This is a genomic window from Achromobacter sp. ES-001, from assembly GCF_019448355.1.
In the GTDB taxonomy this organism is placed as follows: Bacteria; Pseudomonadota; Gammaproteobacteria; order Burkholderiales; family Burkholderiaceae_B; genus Achromobacter; species Achromobacter spanius_B.
In genome coordinates this window covers 1,141,368-1,158,964 of sequence record NZ_CP079940.1, presented here as the reverse complement: position 1 = coordinate 1,158,964, position 17,597 = coordinate 1,141,368, and the positions used below count along the sequence as shown (strand labels likewise).

Annotated in this window: 16 protein-coding genes and 1 tRNA gene; 7 read left to right on the top strand and 10 right to left on the bottom strand. The window is 62.5% G+C overall.

Annotated features, from left to right (window positions below):
• Positions 1 to 216: 216 nt before the first annotated feature.
• From KYT87_RS05155 to istB, 5 genes are all read left to right on the top strand, one after another.
• A complete protein-coding gene (locus KYT87_RS05155; protein ID WP_219991775.1) occupies positions 217 to 1,296 on the top strand; it encodes a GlxA family transcriptional regulator in 1,080 nt (359 codons plus the stop codon).
• Positions 1,297 to 1,441: 145 nt separating this feature from the next.
• A tRNA-Gly gene (locus KYT87_RS05150) sits at positions 1,442 to 1,517 on the top strand.
• A gap of 227 nt (positions 1,518 to 1,744) precedes the next feature.
• Entirely contained in the window at positions 1,745 to 3,679 is a 1,935-nt protein-coding gene (locus tag KYT87_RS05145; protein WP_003097548.1) for an integrase arm-type DNA-binding domain-containing protein, read from the top strand.
• 119 nt (positions 3,680 to 3,798) lie between these two features.
• Entirely contained in the window at positions 3,799 to 5,298 is a 1,500-nt protein-coding gene (istA, locus tag KYT87_RS05140; RefSeq protein ID WP_003097546.1) for an IS21-like element ISPa36 family transposase, read from the top strand.
• Entirely contained in the window at positions 5,285 to 6,076 is a 792-nt protein-coding gene (gene istB / locus KYT87_RS05135; RefSeq protein ID WP_003097544.1) for an IS21-like element ISPa36 family helper ATPase IstB, read from the top strand. The genes istA and istB overlap by 14 nt, the downstream gene beginning before the upstream one ends.
• Before the next feature lie 212 nt (positions 6,077 to 6,288).
• On the opposite strand, the gene KYT87_RS05130 is transcribed toward istB, so the two are convergent.
• Positions 6,289 to 7,596: a TolC family protein gene (locus KYT87_RS05130; RefSeq protein WP_003097539.1), complete on the bottom strand. Its 1,308-nt coding sequence runs from the start codon at positions 7,594 to 7,596 to the stop codon at positions 6,289 to 6,291.
• 206 nt (positions 7,597 to 7,802) lie between these two features.
• Here KYT87_RS05130 and KYT87_RS05125 point away from each other — a divergent pair.
• Positions 7,803 to 8,595, top strand: a protein-coding gene (locus KYT87_RS05125; RefSeq protein ID WP_086009121.1) for an IS5-like element ISStma16 family transposase whose coding sequence is annotated in 2 segments (ribosomal slippage) — positions 7,803 to 8,062 and positions 8,061 to 8,595 — 795 coding nt in all. Because the reading frame shifts where the segments join, the coding sequence is not laid out codon by codon here.
• Positions 8,596 to 9,118: 523 nt separating this feature from the next.
• Here the strand turns inward: KYT87_RS05125 and KYT87_RS05120 are convergent.
• Positions 9,119 to 9,760 carry a LysR substrate-binding domain-containing protein gene (locus tag KYT87_RS05120; RefSeq protein WP_023657317.1) on the bottom strand — a complete coding sequence of 214 codons (642 nt, stop codon included), beginning with the start codon at positions 9,758 to 9,760 and terminating at the stop codon, positions 9,119 to 9,121.
• 107 nt (positions 9,761 to 9,867) lie between these two features.
• On the opposite strand from KYT87_RS05120, the gene KYT87_RS05115 reads away from it, so the two are divergent.
• Complete coding sequence (locus tag KYT87_RS05115; RefSeq protein WP_003097526.1) at positions 9,868 to 10,173, top strand: helix-turn-helix domain-containing protein; 306 nt, start codon at positions 9,868 to 9,870, stop codon at positions 10,171 to 10,173.
• Between the two features lie 4 nt (positions 10,174 to 10,177).
• Here the strand turns inward: KYT87_RS05115 and KYT87_RS05110 are convergent, their stop codons facing one another.
• The 8 genes from KYT87_RS05110 to KYT87_RS05075 form a co-directional block, all read right to left on the bottom strand.
• Positions 10,178 to 11,068: a LysR family transcriptional regulator gene (locus KYT87_RS05110; protein ID WP_003097524.1), complete on the bottom strand. Its 891-nt coding sequence runs from the start codon at positions 11,066 to 11,068 to the stop codon at positions 10,178 to 10,180.
• A gap of 231 nt (positions 11,069 to 11,299) precedes the next feature.
• Positions 11,300 to 11,584 (bottom strand): CopK family periplasmic copper-binding protein, encoded by a 285-nt coding sequence (locus KYT87_RS05105; RefSeq protein WP_003090336.1) that lies wholly within the window; start codon positions 11,582 to 11,584, stop codon positions 11,300 to 11,302.
• A 128-nt stretch (positions 11,585 to 11,712) separates the two neighbouring features.
• Positions 11,713 to 12,639 carry a copper homeostasis membrane protein CopD gene (copD, locus tag KYT87_RS05100; RefSeq protein WP_003097522.1) on the bottom strand — a complete coding sequence of 309 codons (927 nt, stop codon included), beginning with the start codon at positions 12,637 to 12,639 and terminating at the stop codon, positions 11,713 to 11,715.
• 4 nt (positions 12,640 to 12,643) lie between these two features.
• Positions 12,644 to 13,030 (bottom strand): copper homeostasis periplasmic binding protein CopC, encoded by a 387-nt coding sequence (gene copC / locus KYT87_RS05095; protein ID WP_003090319.1) that lies wholly within the window; start codon positions 13,028 to 13,030, stop codon positions 12,644 to 12,646.
• Between the two features lie 141 nt (positions 13,031 to 13,171).
• Positions 13,172 to 15,478, bottom strand: coding sequence for a heavy metal translocating P-type ATPase (locus KYT87_RS05090; protein WP_228777907.1), 2,307 nt, complete (start codon positions 15,476 to 15,478; stop codon positions 13,172 to 13,174).
• Positions 15,479 to 15,765: 287 nt separating this feature from the next.
• Entirely contained in the window at positions 15,766 to 16,038 is a 273-nt protein-coding gene (locus KYT87_RS05085; protein ID WP_003097518.1) for a DUF2933 domain-containing protein, read from the bottom strand.
• 33 nt (positions 16,039 to 16,071) lie between these two features.
• Positions 16,072 to 16,557 (bottom strand): DUF411 domain-containing protein, encoded by a 486-nt coding sequence (locus KYT87_RS05080; protein WP_003090303.1) that lies wholly within the window; start codon positions 16,555 to 16,557, stop codon positions 16,072 to 16,074.
• A gap of 37 nt (positions 16,558 to 16,594) precedes the next feature.
• A complete protein-coding gene (locus KYT87_RS05075) occupies positions 16,595 to 17,575 on the bottom strand; it encodes a copper resistance protein B (RefSeq protein WP_005408883.1) in 981 nt (326 codons plus the stop codon).
• Positions 17,576 to 17,597: the final 22 nt, after the last annotated feature.

Sequence of the window (17,597 nt, the reverse complement as noted above, 5' to 3'; positions counted from 1 at the left end):
TTAAAGGTCATGTGCACTGTTATCTGAACCGGACCACATCTTGTCCGATTGCGACAGGGGGTCGCACAGCGCGCAAAGGCATATGTCGTAATCCTCTGCAATTTTCGTATTGTTCCTAAGGGCAGACGCGTCCGGCTGGCCTACGATTGCAACGGTCAACTGCCGGAAGGTCAGTACCGGCATTCAGTCCGTGTATTCCTACCAAGGAGCCTAGCCATGACTGCACGTTCGCCAAACCGTGATCGCCGGCACCTGCGCCACTTCGGTTTCCTGCCCTTGCCGCAGTTCACGATGCTGTCGTTCTCGACGGCGATTGAAGTGCTGCGCATGGCCAACCACCTGTTGGGCGGGCAGTATTACCGTTGGTCGGTGGTAGCGCCGTCATGCGGACCCATCACGGCCAGCAATGGCTTGCAGGTGCACGCCGACGTGCTGGACGAGGCCACGTTGCCCGACGCCGTGTTCGTTTGCGGCGGCAAGCGCAACCGCGTGGACAACGACCCGGCCACGCGAGACTGGCTGCGGCGCCTGGCGGCGTGCGACGTAACGTTGGGCAGCCTGTGCACCGGCGCGCACACGCTGATGCAGGCCGGTCTGCTCAACGGCTATACCTGCGCCATGCACTGGGAAGACCTGGTCGCGCTGCGCAGCGAATTTCCGCATAGCAGGCTGTCGCACAAGCTGTTCGTGATCGATCGCGACCGCATCACCTGTACAGGCGGCACCGCGCCGCTGGACATGATGCTTAACCTGGTGGGCGAATCCGTGGGACCCGCCATCGTCGCGCTGATCGCTAACCAATTCACCATCGGGCACGTGCGCGACCACAAGGACAGGCAACGCATGCCGACGTCGATTCGCATGCCCGCCTCGCATCCCGCGCTGGCAGAGGTGATCGCGCTGATGGAGGTCAATCTGAAAGAGCCGCTGTCGCTGGAGGAACTGGCGCAACTGTCGGGCGCATCGCAGCGGCAACTGCAACGTCTGTTTCGCGAGCACCTGGGCACGACGCCCAAGCAACATTATCTGAGCCTGCGCCTGCGGCATGCGCGGGCACTGCTGCGGCAGACGCCGATGTCGATCACGCACATCACCACCGCATGCGGATTTCAATCGCCTTGCCATTTCAGCAAGACCTACCGCGCGGTCTATGGCGCGGCGCCCAGCTCGGAACGCCGCAATCCCCGCACGTTCGACCATGACGCCCATGGGCCGGGTTTTGCCTCGGCGATAGGCGCGGAAACCGGGCCCGACGCTTTTTTTCTTCGCCCCACGCGCCCCGCTACACAAGCGTGAAATTCTGTGTATAATCGCTGTCTTTGGTGGACACGGCCTTTGAGAAAAGCTTCTCAAACTTCACCAAAACCGGTGGCGGTTCCAGCAGGAATTTCCTTCGGCAAAGCAGGAATACAGCATAAGCAATGGCTGTAAGCAGTACCCCGCGGGAGTAGCTCAGTTGGTAGAGCGCAACCTTGCCAAGGTTGAGGTCGCGAGTTCGAGACTCGTCTCCCGCTCCAATTTATGATCTACAGACTTCCACTGACGTCTGTAAGTCATTGAAAAGAGGAGCTTCGGCTCCTTTTTTCATTCCAGCGAAAGCCACGAAAGTCCACTGACAGCCACCATTTTTGAGGCCAAAAACAAGGCCAAAGAATGCGGGTCGTGCCGGTTCCGGGTTGTTGCTGGGGTTGGATCGGGATGACAAGCAGCATCGGGCCTAAGTCCAAGACTTAGGAGCTTGATGATGACACTCTCTGATCTGACCGTGCGGCAAGCCAAGGCCGCCGAGAAAACCTACAGCATCCCCGACACCGATGGCCTCGGCCTGGTGGTCGCCCGCACCGGCGGCAAGTCGTGGCATTTGCGCTATTACTGGCTCGGCAAGCAAAAGCGCATCTCCCTGGGGAACTACCCCGAGATCGGTTTGCGCGAAGCGCGCACCTTGCGCGACGAAGCCCGGGCGCTTCTGGCAAAGGGCGTCAACCCCCATACCGATCGGAAACAGAAGCGACACGCGGTCAAGCTTGCGGCCGACTACACCTTCAAGGCCGTCTTCGATGCGTGGGTCGAGCATCGCCGCAAGGAAATCAAGGAGGGCAGGAACAGCACGCTGTCGCAAATCCTGCGGATCTTCAACAAGGACGTGCTGCCTAGCCTCAAGCAGATGTCGATCTACGACATTCGCCGGCCCCAACTCCTGGGCGTCCTGGCGAGGATCGAGGAGCGCAAGGCGTTCACCACTGCCGAGAAGGTCCGCACCTGGCTGGGGCAGTTGTTCCGCTATGCCCTCGTCATCGTGGAGGGGCTGGAAGCCAATCCGGCCTCCGACCTGGACGTGGTGGCCGAGCCCAAGCCCCCGGTGAACCACAACCCCTACCTGCATCTTCCGGAGCTTCCCGAGTTCCTGCACAAGCTCAGGCTCTACAACCCTCGTGGTTGGCAGACCCAACTCGGCATCCGGCTGCTGTTCCTGACCGGCGTGCGTACCGGCGAGCTGCGGCTGGCGACCCCGGACCAGTTCGATCTCGACCGTGGCCTGTGGATCATCCCGCCGCAGATCGTCAAGCAACTCCAAGACGAGATGCGCAAGGCCGGCAAGCGCCCGCAGGACGTTCCGCCCTACATCGTGCCGTTGTCCGTGCAGGCCATCGAGATCGTGCGCTACCTGTTGGGTGTGATGAGGCCGGCCCAGGTCCATCTGCTCACGCACCGCAGCGAACTCAAGAAGCGCATCAGCGAGAACACCCTCAACGCGGCCTTGAAACGAATGGGCTACGAGGATCAACTGACCGGTCACGGCATCCGCGGAACCATCTCGACGGCGCTCAACGAGATCGGCTATCCCAAGATTTGGGTGGACGCGCAGCTTTCGCACTCGGACCCGAACAAGGTGAGTTCGGCCTACAACCACGCCAAGTATGTTGAGCCGCGCCGCCGGATGATGCAGGACTGGGCGGATCGTCTCGATCTGCTCGAACAGGGCCAAGTGGAAGCGGCCAGCGCGCACCTCACGATCCATATCGAGGGCGTGCCGGCCATGGCAGAGGAGGACAAGCCCAACACCATCGTCGCTGCTGCTTCTGCGGCATCCGTTCCGCCTGTGGTGGCCGAACCCATCGTCGTGACGCCAAACGACGGGGGAATCACATTCCAGCGACTGTCGCAGGTACCACCGCCCCCGACGCATGCGCCAGAGCCGGAGGTGTCTGTCATCCAGCGCGAGCGCGAGGAAATGCTGGTCATCTACGAATCGCCGAGCAGTCTGCCGGTCCCGCTGTTCGGCAAGTTGGCCGGGAAGTCCAAGGACCAGATCAACCGCGAGCTGAAGGCGGGCAAGCTGCTGTCCATCAGCTTGGGCAACCGCGGGCAACGCGTGCCCGACTGGCAGCTGGTACCCCTCAAGCACAAGCTGGCACAGGTGCTCATGAACCAGTGCCCGCATGCGGATCCGTGGGACCTGTACCGGATGCTGACCCGCCCACATCCGGACCTGGGTGATCGCGCAGCCATCGACATCGTGACACCAGGAAATTTGGGCATGGTCGTGCGGGTCATCGCGGGCACCCAGCAGCAGCCAAACAGGCCCGGACCTGACTCGTCTGTGCAAGGTATTCCAGAGGAGACTCGCCAGCGCATTCAACGGTTGCTAAATGATGCGGCAATGCTCGAAAGTGCCTGACGCTGTTGGCGCGCATCCAGAACTGACCCACTTTCGGCGGTGATGCGCGGGTAAAACTGACCCACCTGAAGCCCACATCCTGAGCATCTTTTGCTCGGGGGATTTCAGGAGTGATCACCATGGTCATGTTGGCCAAGATCCGGCGGATGCATTTCCGCGATGGCCTGCCGCTGCGCGAGATCGCCAAGCGCACGGGCCTATCCCGCAATACCATCCGGCGATGGCTGCGCAGCGGCCAGTCCGAGCCGGTCTATCCCAGGCGAGCCTCGCCCTCCCGGCTCGATCCCTACCGGTCCCAGTTGGAGACGTGGCTGCGTGCCGACAGCCATCGTCCCCGGCGGGAACAACGCACCGCCAAGGTGCTGTTCTCGCAGTTGCAGGCGATCGGCTATCCGGGCACCTACACCCGGGTGACGGCCTTCATCCGCCAGTGGAAGGCGGCCGGCGGCGCCAGCCGCCGCCCGGCCTTCGTGCCGTTGCACTTTCCTCCGGGTGAAGCCTTCCAGTTCGACTGGAGCCGCGAGTACGCCTTCGTCGGCAGCCACGCCAAGATGCCGCTGGATCTCGCCCACGTGAAGCTGGCCTGCAGCCGCGCCTTCTGGTTGGTGGCCTATCCCACCCAGAGCCACGAGATGCTGTTCGATGCTCATACCCAGGCGTTTACCGCCTTCGGTGGCGTGCCGCGCCGCGGCATCTACGACAACATGAAGACGGCGGTGGACGGGATCGGCCAGCACCGGGAACGGCGGGTCAACGCCCGCTTCCACGCCATGACCAGCCACTACCTGTTCGCCGCGGAGTTCTGCAACCGCGCCGCGGGTTGGGAGAAGGGGCGGGTCGAGAAGAACGTGCAGGACCGGCGCCGACAGATCTGGATCGAGGCCGGGGCCCGCCACTGGCCAGATCTGGACACCCTCAATGCCTGGCTCGCCAGCGAGTGCCGCGCCGCTTGGCCGATGCAGGCGCATCCGGATGCCTCCGACATCACCGTGGCCGAAGCTCTGGAGGACGAACAGCCCCACCTGATGCCGATGCCCGCGCCCTTCGACGGCTACATCGAGCGGCCGGTGCGGGTCAGTTCGACCGCGCTGGTCAGCTTCCAGCGCAACCGCTACAGCGTGCCGTGCGAACACGCCCACGCCGTCGCCAGCCTGCGCGTGTATCCCTTCGAACTGGCCGTGGTGGTCGGCGAGGCCGAGGTCGCCCGCCACCGGCGCAGCTTCGAGCGTGATCGGGTCCACTACGACTGGCAGCACTACATCGCCCTGGTCCAGCGCAAGCCGGGGGCACTGCGTGACGGCGCGCCGTTCCTGTCCATGCCCGATCCGCTGCGCAAGCTGCAGCAGGTGTTGCTGCGCCAGCCTCACGGCGACCGCGCCATGGCCCAGGTGCTGGCCGCCGTACCCGTGCACGGGCTCGAAGCGGTACTGGTGGCGGTGGAACTGGCACTCGAGTCCGGCCTGGTGCGCGCCGACCACGTGCTCAACGTGCTGGGGCGATTGCAGCATCCGGACCGCACGATCGAGACGGTCGCCTCGCGAGTGACGCTGCGTCATCCGCCGGTGTCCGATCCGGCCCGCTACGACGCCCTGCGGGAGGCAGATCATGTCGACGCCTGACCTGCCGCTGCGCATGCAGCAGCTCAAGCTGCACGGCATGGCCAGCCAGTGGCCCGAACTGCTGGCCAAGATGCGCCTGCACACCATGGAGCCCGAACACTGGATGGCCGAACTGCTGCAGGCCGAGTCCGCCGAACGGCAGGTTCGTGCCCAGGCCAACCAGATGAAGGCCGCACGTTTCCCCGTCCATCGTGACCTGCTCGGGTTCGACTTCGCGGCCAGTCCCGTTGATCGCGCACTGGTCGAACGACTCCACCAGGGTGACTTCATCCACACCCCCGAGAACGTCGTCCTTGTCGGTGGACCGGGCACCGGCAAGACCCACCTGGCCACCGCCATCGGCATCCAGGCCGTGCGCCAGCATCGCCTGCGCGTGCGCTTCTTCTCCACCATCGAACTGGTCAATGCGCTGGAGAAGGAACAGGCCCAGGGCAAGGCCGGGCAGATCGCCCTGCGCCTGACCTATGCCGACCTGGTCATCCTCGATGAACTGGGCTACCTGCCGTTCACCCCCTCAGGCGGCGCGCTGCTGTTCCACCTGATCAGCAAGCTCTACGAGCGCACCAGCCTCGCCATCACCACCAACTTGGCCTTCTCCGAATGGGGTCAGGTGTTCGGCGACGCCAAGATGACCACCGCGCTGCTGGATCGCATCACCCACCACTGCCACATCCTGGAGACCGGCAACGACTCCTGGCGGCTGCGCAACAGCACCGCCGCCAACAAGACCAAAGCCAGAATCAGGGCAAAGGAGGCCACCACCCAGACCACCAACTGATACCCTCAGCCCCGTACACCGGGTGGGTCAAAGTTCAACGCGCAGCCTGGGTCAGTTTTAAGTGCGCGCCAACAGACGTTGGCAGCGGGGGAGCCGCTGAGGTGGCCGGCGCGCCATTGGGCGACGCCCCATCCAACGGCAATACCGGCAGCAACCAGCGTCAAGCCGGCAAGGATGTTTCTCGAAGAGGTATTCATGGCGAGGGTCTCCACTCAGTCCGCGATCAGGCTGTTCAGTCGGGCGACGAGGCTGTCGCGCTGCGCTCCAAGGTCGATCAGACGCATGCGCGTCTCCAGCACCTGGGCGCGTGCACTGAGCACAGCGCTCAGGTCCCCCTTGGCGGATCGGTAGTTGCTCAATGCAAGCGCCGCTCGGTTCCGTACCAGTTGCAAGCCGGCGGTCTGCAGGCGGTCGATCTGGCTGTTCAACGCTTGGAGTTCGGCGGCGCTGTCGTCCAGCTCCTGCAAATGCCGCCGCGCCACGTCTTCGCGTTCGGCGTCCAGACGTTCCAACTCGTGCCGTTTTGCCTCGATCATGGGCACTTGGCGTCGATCCTTCTGCCAAGGCAGATCGAATGTCACCTGAAATGACACCATGTCGCCCCATCGGCGATCACGCCGGCTATAGGCTATCTCCCAGGCCCAATCGCCGCGGGTCTCTGATTGGGCTTCGCGGGACTCGGCCCGGGCCATGCTTTGCATCGCCGGATAGAGTTCAAGCTCCGCGTGATTCGCCAGTTCTGTGCGCAGTTGCGCGACGGGGCGAGTGAGCGGGCCTGGATCGCCTTGCAGTGCTTCGTCGGCCCTGGAGCCCACCCAGCGCCGCAACGCGGCCCTGGCCTTGGCCCGGTCCCGCTGTAGATCGTCACGGCGGTCCGTGAGTGTCAGCGCCTCCTGTTCCGCGACCAACAGATCGCCAGCCTGGGCGGTGCCGCCGGCGACGCGAGCGGGGAGACTGTCTTGCAGGCGCTGGTTCTCCGCGAGCAGTTCCGTCAGCAGTATCTCCCGTTGCTCCACCGCCTGCGCGGCGATCCACGCCAGGCTGAGTTCCTGGCGGATCTGCAATCGCTGCAAAACCAGCGCCGCGCGTTCTCGATCCACACGCGCCTGCGCGCTGGCGACCTGGGCGTCGCGCTTGGCCCTGTTGGGCACTTCCTGCATGAGCGCCAAGCGCTGCATCGTCATGGATTCGCGCGTCATGCTCCAGCGATCCATGCCGCTGATGGGGTAGTTTTCGATGCCGAGCGAGAGCTTGGGGTCGGGCAGCGAGCCTGCTGCCTTCTGCACGGATTCGGCGACGTTAACCTGCAACTGCTGCGCGCTTATGCGTGGGCTCTGCTGCTCCGCGATAAGGCGTGCCTCAGCAAAATCGAGGGCGTAGGCTACAGGCGAGACAAGCGCACTGCCCGCCAACGCGATGCTGATAGCTTTCAGACGATGCACTCGCATCGAGGCCGGCGTTGTGCCTCGGCCGTACGCCGACGGGCGCCCCTCGGGGGCGCCAAAAAAGGGAGTAAACATGGTTGTCCTCGGAATTGGTATTCACGAAATCACGTGGTCTGCCGCATCGGTGCGCGGCGAGCACGGACACATAAATCAATTCCGCAGGACTTGGAACGTGAGGTAGATCGGCGGAAAGCCCGCGCGGGGATTGGGAGGAATGTAGGTAACGTGCCGCCTGAGAACGTGTTCAAAGTCTCGCCCTCTTGATGTGAGAAGCTCGCTGGGTGAGAAAAGGCTACCCCAGCGACATCAAGCGCGAGCAGTTCGAGGTGATCCGGCCATTGCTGGAGAGTGCGCGCAGAAAGACTGCCCCACGCAAAGTGGAGCTGTACGAGGTGTTCTGCGCCGTGCTGTACCTGCTGCGCACGGGCTGTCAGTGGCGGGCACTGCCCAGCGACTTTCCCAAATGGCGCACCGTGCACTCGTACTTTGCCATCTGGAGCGAGCCACGCGAGGGTGGCAGCCTGCTGGAGCAGGCATTAAAAAAATCAGGTTGGCGCGGCCCGCGAGAAACTGGGGCGCAACGCCTGCAGCACGCTCTTGATCGTGGACGCGCAGAGCGTGAAGAACACGGACACGGCGGGCTTGAAGGGCTATGACGCAGGCAAGAAGGTCTCGGGCATCAAGCGCCACATCGCGGTGGACACCCAGGGATTGCCGCATGCGATAGCGGTGACCACGGCCGAGGTGACGGACCGCAAAGGCGCACTGCAGGCGCTACAGCGCTGCAAGCCCCGGTTGAGCCGGCTACAAAGCCTGCTGTGCGATGCAGGCTACATCGGTCGGCCGTTCGCGCAAGGCGTGCAGCAGATTCTGGGAGGGCATGTGACGGTGCAGATCGCCAAGAGAAGCGAGCTTCACACTTTCAAAGTGATGCCCAAGCGCTGGGTCGTGGAACGCAGCTTTGCCTGGCTGGACAAGAACAGGAGGCTGTGGAAGAACTGCGAGCGATGGCTCAACACCAGCCTGCAGTTCGTCCACTTGGCATTCTTGGTGCTCTTGCTCAAAAGACTTTGAACACGCTCTGAGGGCTACCCGGTCGAGAACCAACCCGGGCAGCGAGTTGGCGAGCCACATCACGTGCGCCGCGAGAAACTGAATGTCCAGCCCCTGCCATGAAAGCGCCGACTCCCGATCGCCACTGCAATGAGCGTGGCACAACTGTGGCGCTTCGCTGTCCATGGAATCAGGCATGCCGGTGCAATCCGACATTGGCAACTTGTCAGCCTGCTGCATCGAGATCGTGGCACGCATTTGCGTGGTTTCCACAGATGCCCTCGGGTCTGGCTTGGGACAGACGTACATCGCCATCGCAACCTGCGAGAAAAGCAAGGTTACGACTAGGCCGCTGGTAATCCAGCGGCTCCATCTTGCGAGAAGGCGCCTTAAGCCGATCATGCGGACATACTATTGGAAGTTGTAGGGAGTTGAATTGATCAAGGTCAGTTTCCAGGATGAATTGATGCGTCTGGACGGCGCCTTGGCCCGAACCGGCACCCGCTGCAAATCCACCGGCAAGGGCGGGCACCGCACGTGGTTGTCATGCTTTACGCGCCTCGGCAACTCGCAAGGCTCTAAGCTCAAATCGATCAGCTACAAGATTCGTCTGTCCCGAGAGTCGCTGCAGGTGCGTAATGACCTCGTAGGGGCCATCGGCTATTGGGCGCGTGCAGATTCCGCACTGGCTAGCGGTTTCGATGCGTGATCGCGAGGAAATCCCTACGCCATATCCAGCTGCGACCCAGAGCAATAACATCTCAAAAGAACTGACATGCTGGACATTCGGCCTTTCCGTTGATGACATGGAGGACAGGTACTGGTCCAGCGAAGGAGAATATTCGGCCTTCCATCGAAACACGGAGTGCTCCTTAAGTTCGTCTATTCTGATTGACTGCTGCCGGAGCAGTGGGTATCGCAGCGGCGTGGCAAGAGCTGTCGCCTCGAACCAAATAGAAAGACTCTTCAGCGAAGAATCGCTCACCTGCTTCAGAGAAAGGCCGACGTCGAAGCGCCGTTTGTAGAGGCCCGTAATGAGATCGCTCGCCGTAACCTCATTAAATTCCATAGAAACTTCGGGCTCCTCCGCGCGCTGCAGGGCAAGCAATGCAGCTAGGTACGAAGAGGCCACACCAGGCGCTATGGCGAGCCTGAGCTGTGGGCGTGGGCTGGTGGCGTCGTGCATGAGAGGCCCCAAGAAGCGATAAGACAAGGATGGAAAGTCTTCATGATAGCTAGTTTGAGTTAAACTTAACGTGGTTAAATTGTTTGGACTGTTCGACGCTTCCAAGGATGGAGAAGCGAACTGTCCGACGAGGCCGTCCCCCAGGAACTACCACTTTCGACGCCGAGCCAGCGTTGGCATTCGGAGCGGCCGTTCGTGTCGCCCGCCTGACGCAAGGTGTTGCTCAGGAAGAACTGGCTGCGAAAGCAGGGATCGAGCGATCGCACATGGGCAAAATAGAGCGTGGGGAGCACATGCCCACTCTCGCTCTGATCTTAAGAATCGCCGCCGGACTCAAGCTCAGTGCTGCGGAACTCGTCAGCGCAGCCGAACGCAATCTTCGTGCCGCGGCGCACGATTCAGATAGGCATTGACGCTTTAGTCATCCGGAGGTCCTCGCAGACGTTCGATGAAGCGATCCAGCGAAACCGATGAGTTGCTGCTTTCTGGCCGAAGCAGATAGGTTGTGATTACCGCCGTGTCCTGCGCCAGAGGGCGAATCACCACGTCCGGCCTCTGGCTGATGGGAATCTTGGTCGCCGTCATGAAACCAATCCCATAGCCTGCGCCGACGAGCGTTAGCATCATGTCCAGCGACGACACTTCTTCGACAACGTTGAGTCTGTGTTCCAGAACCTGTAGCAGCCGATTTAGTTCTCGGCAGTAGCCTTCGCAGGCCAGTTTGTCGCACAGAACCAGTGGGTGACCCTGAAGTTCGTTCAGCGGAACTTGCTTGTGCGCAAGAAGCGAGTGCCGCGCTGGCACGGCGATCACAATCGGGTCTCGCCAGATCGGTTCAGCCACGATGCCTTCGCCAACATCCGCCGCGTGTGCAAATCCGATCGTGAAGTCGCCAGACCGTAGGCCCCGTATCTGCTCGGTCAGCGGTACCTCGGAGAGACGTATCTCGACCTCGGGCTCTTCCGCGCGGCAACGAGCTAGGAACGCCGATAGTCGTGGGTCCATCGCACCATCGGAAATTGCAATGCGCAGGCTGCCCCTCAGGCCCGCGGCAATGGCTCTGGCATTTTCACGCGCTTGCTCCAGGACAGTGAAGAGTCGGCGGGTGTCCTGCAAGAATGCCGCCCCCGCCACGGTCAGCCGTGTGCCCCTGCGGTCGCGGTCAAACAGCGTGACCCCAAGCTCATCTTCCAATTCCTTGATCGCGCGAGACAAGGGGGGTTGCTCTATATGCAGCCTCTCGGCCGCCCGCGTGAAATGCAACTCCTCTGCCAAGACGACAAAGCATCGTAGATGACGCAACTCCATAAATCGGGCTCCTCGCAAGTTCTCATTCGCGCCAGATGTCCCGTGGACGAATCACGGTGGACGGGGAGGCTGGATCCATTTCAGGGAAGTTGATGCGCTTGACATCGCAAAAACTGGCACCTTGAGCGCTCGTGGTTGCTCGTGACGCGTCCCAAGCGCGCGCGCCCAATCGGGGCGCGCGTCTCTGTCACACTGTGCAGAAGCTTTGAAAAGCACCGCACACCCGCGGCGTCATCCGCCGTGCTCTTTTTGTAGCAGCGACCCGAGGCGAGCGACTTCATTGCTGGTGATCGCGATGTTGCGCCCATCCTTCGTCGACACCGAAGCTCCGACATTGAGATAGACGGCGCGCCCGAAGCGGCTTTCCTGTGCCATCTTTCCGTCCTTGAAGATGTACAGCGTTCCCCCGTCAGCCAAGGGAACCATTTCCTTGGCTGCTTGGGCTGCTGCATGACCGGCGAAGGCTGGCACGGAGAGAGCGCTCAACAGGGCGGCAATGACAATTTGCGATTTCATGATCGACTCCTTTGTAAAAACGACGACAACTTGCGCCGCGTCGTTAAATGTAGAAGCAGGCGGTCTACAGAGCGCTTACCCGTGCATTACATTCAATTCATGTGCTGTCATCTGCCGCCCATGAAGGACTAGGTTCCAGTGGGAGACAAGATGCCAAGCCATGCAACGCTCGCCAGAACCAAAACGGCCAAGGTCGCCTCCGTGAACAGACTCTGTCTAAGCTTGATGACTGCCTGTGCGCGATTGCCTGCCTTCAAAGCAGCCTCCAGGCTCGGGCTCAACCGATACCGATTGGCAGCAGCCAACGCCAGCATGCCTGCGAAAAGCAAGAGCTTTACCATCAGCAGCCGGCCATACAGCGTCGAGATGAGCGGATCAAACGATGGTCCGGCGATCAACAGGTAATTGAGAATTCCACTCACGACGAGTGCAGCCACGATCGCTGTACCTATGCGAGCAAAGCCATTCGACGTCCGACTGAGGACCGCTACCGGGTCTTGCGCGACATCCTGCTTGTGGGATGCCAGCATCAAGAACGCCACCAATGCGCCCACCCAAGCGCCCGCTGCCCAGAGGTGCGTGATATCCGACGCAAGATGGATGTAGCCGCGAACGCCGTCGTCCATCGCGCCGTGGCCTGCCCACGCAAGGGTCGCCAGCGCCACGCCGGTGGAGAGCGCCATCACTGCAAATCGCAAGGTAGCGTTCAATTTCAACATTGCGACGAGCACACACACCAACAGCGCGAGGATGCGAATGCACCAGGCGATGCCCATGTGCGTGCCCGTAATGAGCATGTCGAAGACGTGCGTTGACAGCTCCGCGTAGCTCTGGGCACCGGACATGGCCTTGGCCATGACCGTCATGCCCCACATCGACAGGGCAATGCCGATGGCAGCGGATGCGCCAATGAGGACGCGATAGCGGCGCGAGATCGTCGAGGATCGCTCGTCGTTGCCCAAAGCATAGAGACCGAACATGGCGACGCCAAACGCCGCCGCCAGGTCCAGATACAGCGCCAGGCGCAGGACGATGGTCAACCAATCCCCGGCCATGGGCTTACTTCACCTTGAAGGTGACGTTACCCGTGATCGGATGCGTGTCCGAGGAGACGGCACGCCATTCGACGCGATAGTCACCGGGCTGGAGCGCCTGTGCCGGCGTGATGACCATGGTCTTGCCGTCGCCGGCAGCCGCGACGCTGGCGTTGATCTTCATCGGGCCATGGCTCGCCATTCCCGGCATGCCAGTCATGACAAGGCTCGCGGCGGAGAACTGCGGCACCAGCGTCTCGGAGAACTTCAGTTCGATGGTGGCTGGCGCAGAAACCTGCGACTTGTCGGCCGGCGTTGAAGACACCAGCGAAGGATGCGCGAATGCGGCGGTGGCGAACAGACCAGCAGCGATCGGCGCGACGAGCTTGGCGATGAAATGTGAACGGGTCATAGAAGTTTCTACCTGGATGTGTGAGGTGTGGTTTAAGAACGAAATGCCGAGATAAGGCTTGCACCTTTGCAACGGCGTGGAACGAAAGAAACGGTTTGCTGGGCGATAGCAGGCTCCTGTAGTTTCAGAAAGAAAATCCGGTCACAGTCGGCTCGCTCTCAGGCGCAAGGCGTTGCCAACGACCGACGCCGAACTCAGGCTCATCGCCAATGCTGCGATCAGCGGCGACAGCAGCCAGCCCGTGAGGGGATAGAGAACCCCGGCGGCGATGGGGATGCCCAGCGCGTTGTAGAGGAAGGCGAACATGAGGTTCTGCTTCATGTTGCGCACGGTACTCACCGAGAGCGTGCGAGCGACAGCGATGCCACGCAGGTCACCCTTGACCAGCGTGACCTGGGCGCTGTTCATCGCCACGTCGGTTCCCGTTCCCATGGCGATGCCCACGTCTGCCTTCGCCAAGGCCGGCGCGTCGTTGATGCCGTCTCCGGCCATGGCGACGATGCGTCCTTCTTTCTGCAGTCGCTCGATCAACATGAGCTTGTCCGCCGGCTTGACCTCACCATGCACCTCGTCGATGCCTAGGCGTGCACCGACGGCTTTGGCGGTGGTCTGCCCGTCCCCGGTGGCCATGATGACCCGCAGGCCCGCAGCCTTCAACGCGGCCAGGGCCTCGGGGGTGCTGCCCTTGACCGGATCGGACACGGCGAGCAAGCCCGCGAGCTGCCCGTCCACCGCCAGGTACATGACGCTGGCCCCTTCGCCGCGCAGAGCTTCGGCCTGGGGTACGAGCGGTTCCACCGATACGCCAGACTGTTCCATCAGCACTGTGTTGCCCAACGCCAGTTGCCGGTGCTCAACCTTTCCGCGCACGCCGATGCCGGTTCCCGATTCAAAGCTCTGAGGCTTCACGAGTTGGAGGCCCTGGGCACGCGCGGCCTGCACGATGGCGTCGGCCAGGGGGTGTTCACTGCCCTGGTCCAGGCTGGCCGCAAGACGCAGCACCTCATCGTTCGTAAAGCCGGGGGCTGCGACGACCTGATCGAAAGCAGGTCGGCCTTCGGTCAGGGTTCCTGTCTTGTCGATGACGAGGGTATCGACCTTGCGAAGATTCTCGATCGCCGCGGCATCGCGGAACAGCACGCCCTGCGTGGCGCCACGGCCCGTTGCGACCATGATCGACATCGGCGTGGCCAGACCCAGCGCGCACGGGCAGGCGATGATCAGGACGGCCACCGCATTGATCAGTCCATAGACCCAGGTGGGCTGTGGCCCGAAGAATCCCCATACAAGGAGCGTCGTTACCGCAATGGCGACGACGGCCATCACGAAGTAGCCGGCAACGACATCGGCCATGCGTTGCATCGGTGCCTTGGAACGCTGCGCCTGGGCGACCATCTGGACGATCTGCGATAGAACGGTGTCCGAGCCGATCCGCTCCGAACGCATGACCAGCGCGCCGCTGGTGTTGAGTGTGGCCCCGATGACCTTGTCGCCCACGCGCTTGCTGACGGGCAGCGGTTCGCCGGTCAGCATGGATTCGTCAATCGAGCTGCTGCCCTCGTGCACGATGCCATCCACCGGCACCTTCTCGCCGGGTCGGATGCGCAGCAGGTCGCCGACGTGCACATGGCTGAGTGGCACGTCTTCCTCGCTGCCGTCCGCATTGATGCGCCGCGCCGTCTTGGGTGCCAGCCCCAGCAGCGACTTGATGGCTGCCGAAGTCTGGGAGCGGGCCTTGAGTTCCAGCACCTGGCCGAGCAGTGTCAGCGAGATGATGACGGCGGCGGCCTCGAAATACACGCCGACCCGTCCCATGGACATGAAGGAAGCTGGAAACACTTCCGGCGCAACGGTTGCCACAACGCTGTAGATGAATGCCGCACCCGTTCCCAGGCCGATCAGTGTCCACATGTTCGGGCTGCGGTTGACCACGGACAGCCAGCCGCGGGAGAAGAAGGGCCAGCCGGCCCACAGCACGATCGGCAACGACAGCACCAACTCGACCCAGCTCTGTGTAGCCATGTCCATCAGGTGCAGCCGCTCGCCCAGCATCGCCAGCGCCAAGACCACGAGCGTCAGCGGCAAGGTCCACCAGAAGCGACGCGAGAAGTCACGCAACTCCGGGTTGTCGTCATCGAGGTCGGGCAGCAGAGGCTCCAGCGTCATCCCGCACTTGGGGCAGGTTCCCGGATGATCCTGGCGGATCTCCGGGTGCATCGGGCAGGTGTAGATGGTTCCGGGCGCGGTTGGCGATGCCGCCGGGGCCGGTGAAACTGCGGTGCTGGCATGGTGATGCGGTGCATGGCCGCTGCCTGTGCCTATGCCCGCGTCACCGCTGGCATATCGCGCCGGATCGGCGTCGAATTTGGCCTTGCATCCGGTGCTGCAAAACAAGTACGTGTTCCCCAAGTGCGTGGAACGGTGCTCCGACGCCGCCGTGACCGCCATGCCACACACCGGATCTCGCGTCGCGGCATCGGGCTGCGTGTGGCTTGAGGACCCGCCCGCGTCGTCACTTCCAGCATGGCTGGCGTGATGGTGGTGCGTATGCGGGCCGGACGTTGTGGCACCCGCCGCCATGCCTGCGTGCTCATGTCCTGAAGACTTGCTGGGTGAATTCATAGTGACAAGTGCCCTCCGCCGTTAACCTTTGGTGTCTGGTGATCGCAGCAGGCCGCAGGCGCGCAAGGAGACAAGCGCGGCGTCGCGTGCTCGCACGGTGCGAGTGCCTCGACTCATTGCTTCTGCTCCTTGGAGGCTGCGGCACCTTCCTTACCCTGACGCGCGGCATGATCGTGTCCGCCGTGGCCGTGACCACGGTGCATGAACAGGTGCATCAGCGGACAAGCCGCCAGCAGCAGGAAGGGGAGATAGCCGGCAACATGTGCCGTATGCTCCTTGAGCAGGAAATACGCGGCGACAGCGGCGATGATGAGGAACGCCACGCCGTAGCGCGATCGCCAGAACCGGGGGCGATCGCTGGGGGTCTGTGTGTGCTGATGCTGCATGGCATATCTCCACGGAGAAGGGTTGATGGATGGTCAGCGATGCGACTGATAGACCGTGCTGCTACCGTTTTTCCCAATCAGCAGCACGTCGTAGGCGTCCTTGCGTCCACCATAGGCCGGACCATCCATGCCGGGCGAACCGACCGGCATGCCGGGCGCCGCGAGGCCGATGGCCTGCGGGGCTTCGCGCAGCAAGCGTTGAATGTCCGAGGCAGGCACATGACCCTCGATGGCATAGCCGCCGATCTGCGCCGTGTGGCAAGAACCGTACTTCTGCGGGATGCCCAGCCGCGTGCGCGCTGCGGTGTTCCCGGTGTCGAGAACCTGCACATCGAAGCCTGCGCCTTGCAGGTGTGAGACCCAGTCCTTGCAGCATCCGCAGCTCGGGTCCTTCCAGACCTTGGCAATCGGTCGGCTCTGCGCCAGGCTCGGTCCTGCGAGTGCCATCACCAACAAGCCAGCGATCAATGCCTGGCGTCTCGGCACTTTGCCCTGGCTTCTGTCGTAGTGCATGTTCATGGATCGCCTCTCATCAGATGATCAAACCCGCTAGGTTCTAGAACCAGAATCGCACGCCAGCCACCCAGCGCGTCTGCTGCGCACGGCCGCCTTCGGCACGCACATAGTCCGCGGTGCGTCCGAAGCTGCCCGCCCGTTCCACGCCGATATAGGGGGCGAACTGGCGACTGAATTCATAGCGCAGGCGCAAGCCAGCAGACGCTTCGGCCAGGCCCTTGCCGATACCGCGTTCCGGGTCGTCCTTGCCATAAAACTGCAACTCGGCGCGAGGCTCCAGAATCAGTCGCTGGGTCAGCAGCAGCTCGTAGCTGCCTTCGACACGCAGCGCCGTACGTCCACCACTTCCCACGTAGCCCGTCGCCTCCAGCTCGAACCAGTAGGGGGCGAGGCCCTGGATGCCGAAAGCCAACCATTGACGGCTCGGGCCTTCCCCGTTATCCACCCGAACGCCGAGCTGGGTGTCCCAGTACGGTGCGACGGCGTGCCCCCAGAGAAGCTCGGTACGCGATTCTTCGAGCTTTCCTTTGGCGATATCGCCTTCGGCCTTCACGACGGCCTTGTTGTAGGTCGTCCCATACCACGCCTGGAGGTCGTAGGCCGTGGAGTCGTCTCCTTTGCGCGTGAAGCGGCGTTCCAGAGTTTCGCCGCGCAACGAAAAGAACCTGTGTTCGTCGGCCAGCATCAGCCGCGGCACACCGGGTACGGCGTAGTCGCCCGATCCCAATGTCAGGCCATTGGAGTAGCCATGCGGATCGCGGGCGTCAGGAGGCGCCGACCCGCCCTGCATCTGCATGTTGCCGTGATCCATGGCCGGGGCCGCGGTCGAGCCGCTCGCCGACGTCGCGTGACCCGCGTGCGGGTCGGCGGCAGGAGCCACGGTCTGAGTGGATGGCGCGGCCGTTTGAGCGTCGGCCTGGCCGTGCGCTGCATGGTCGTTCTGTGCTTGTGCCTGGGCGGCGACGCTTACCAGGGCCAGAAGCGTCGTGGCCAGTGCGCGAGTGGGGAGTGCTTTGGACATTCTTGGTCTTCCTTGTGCGCTG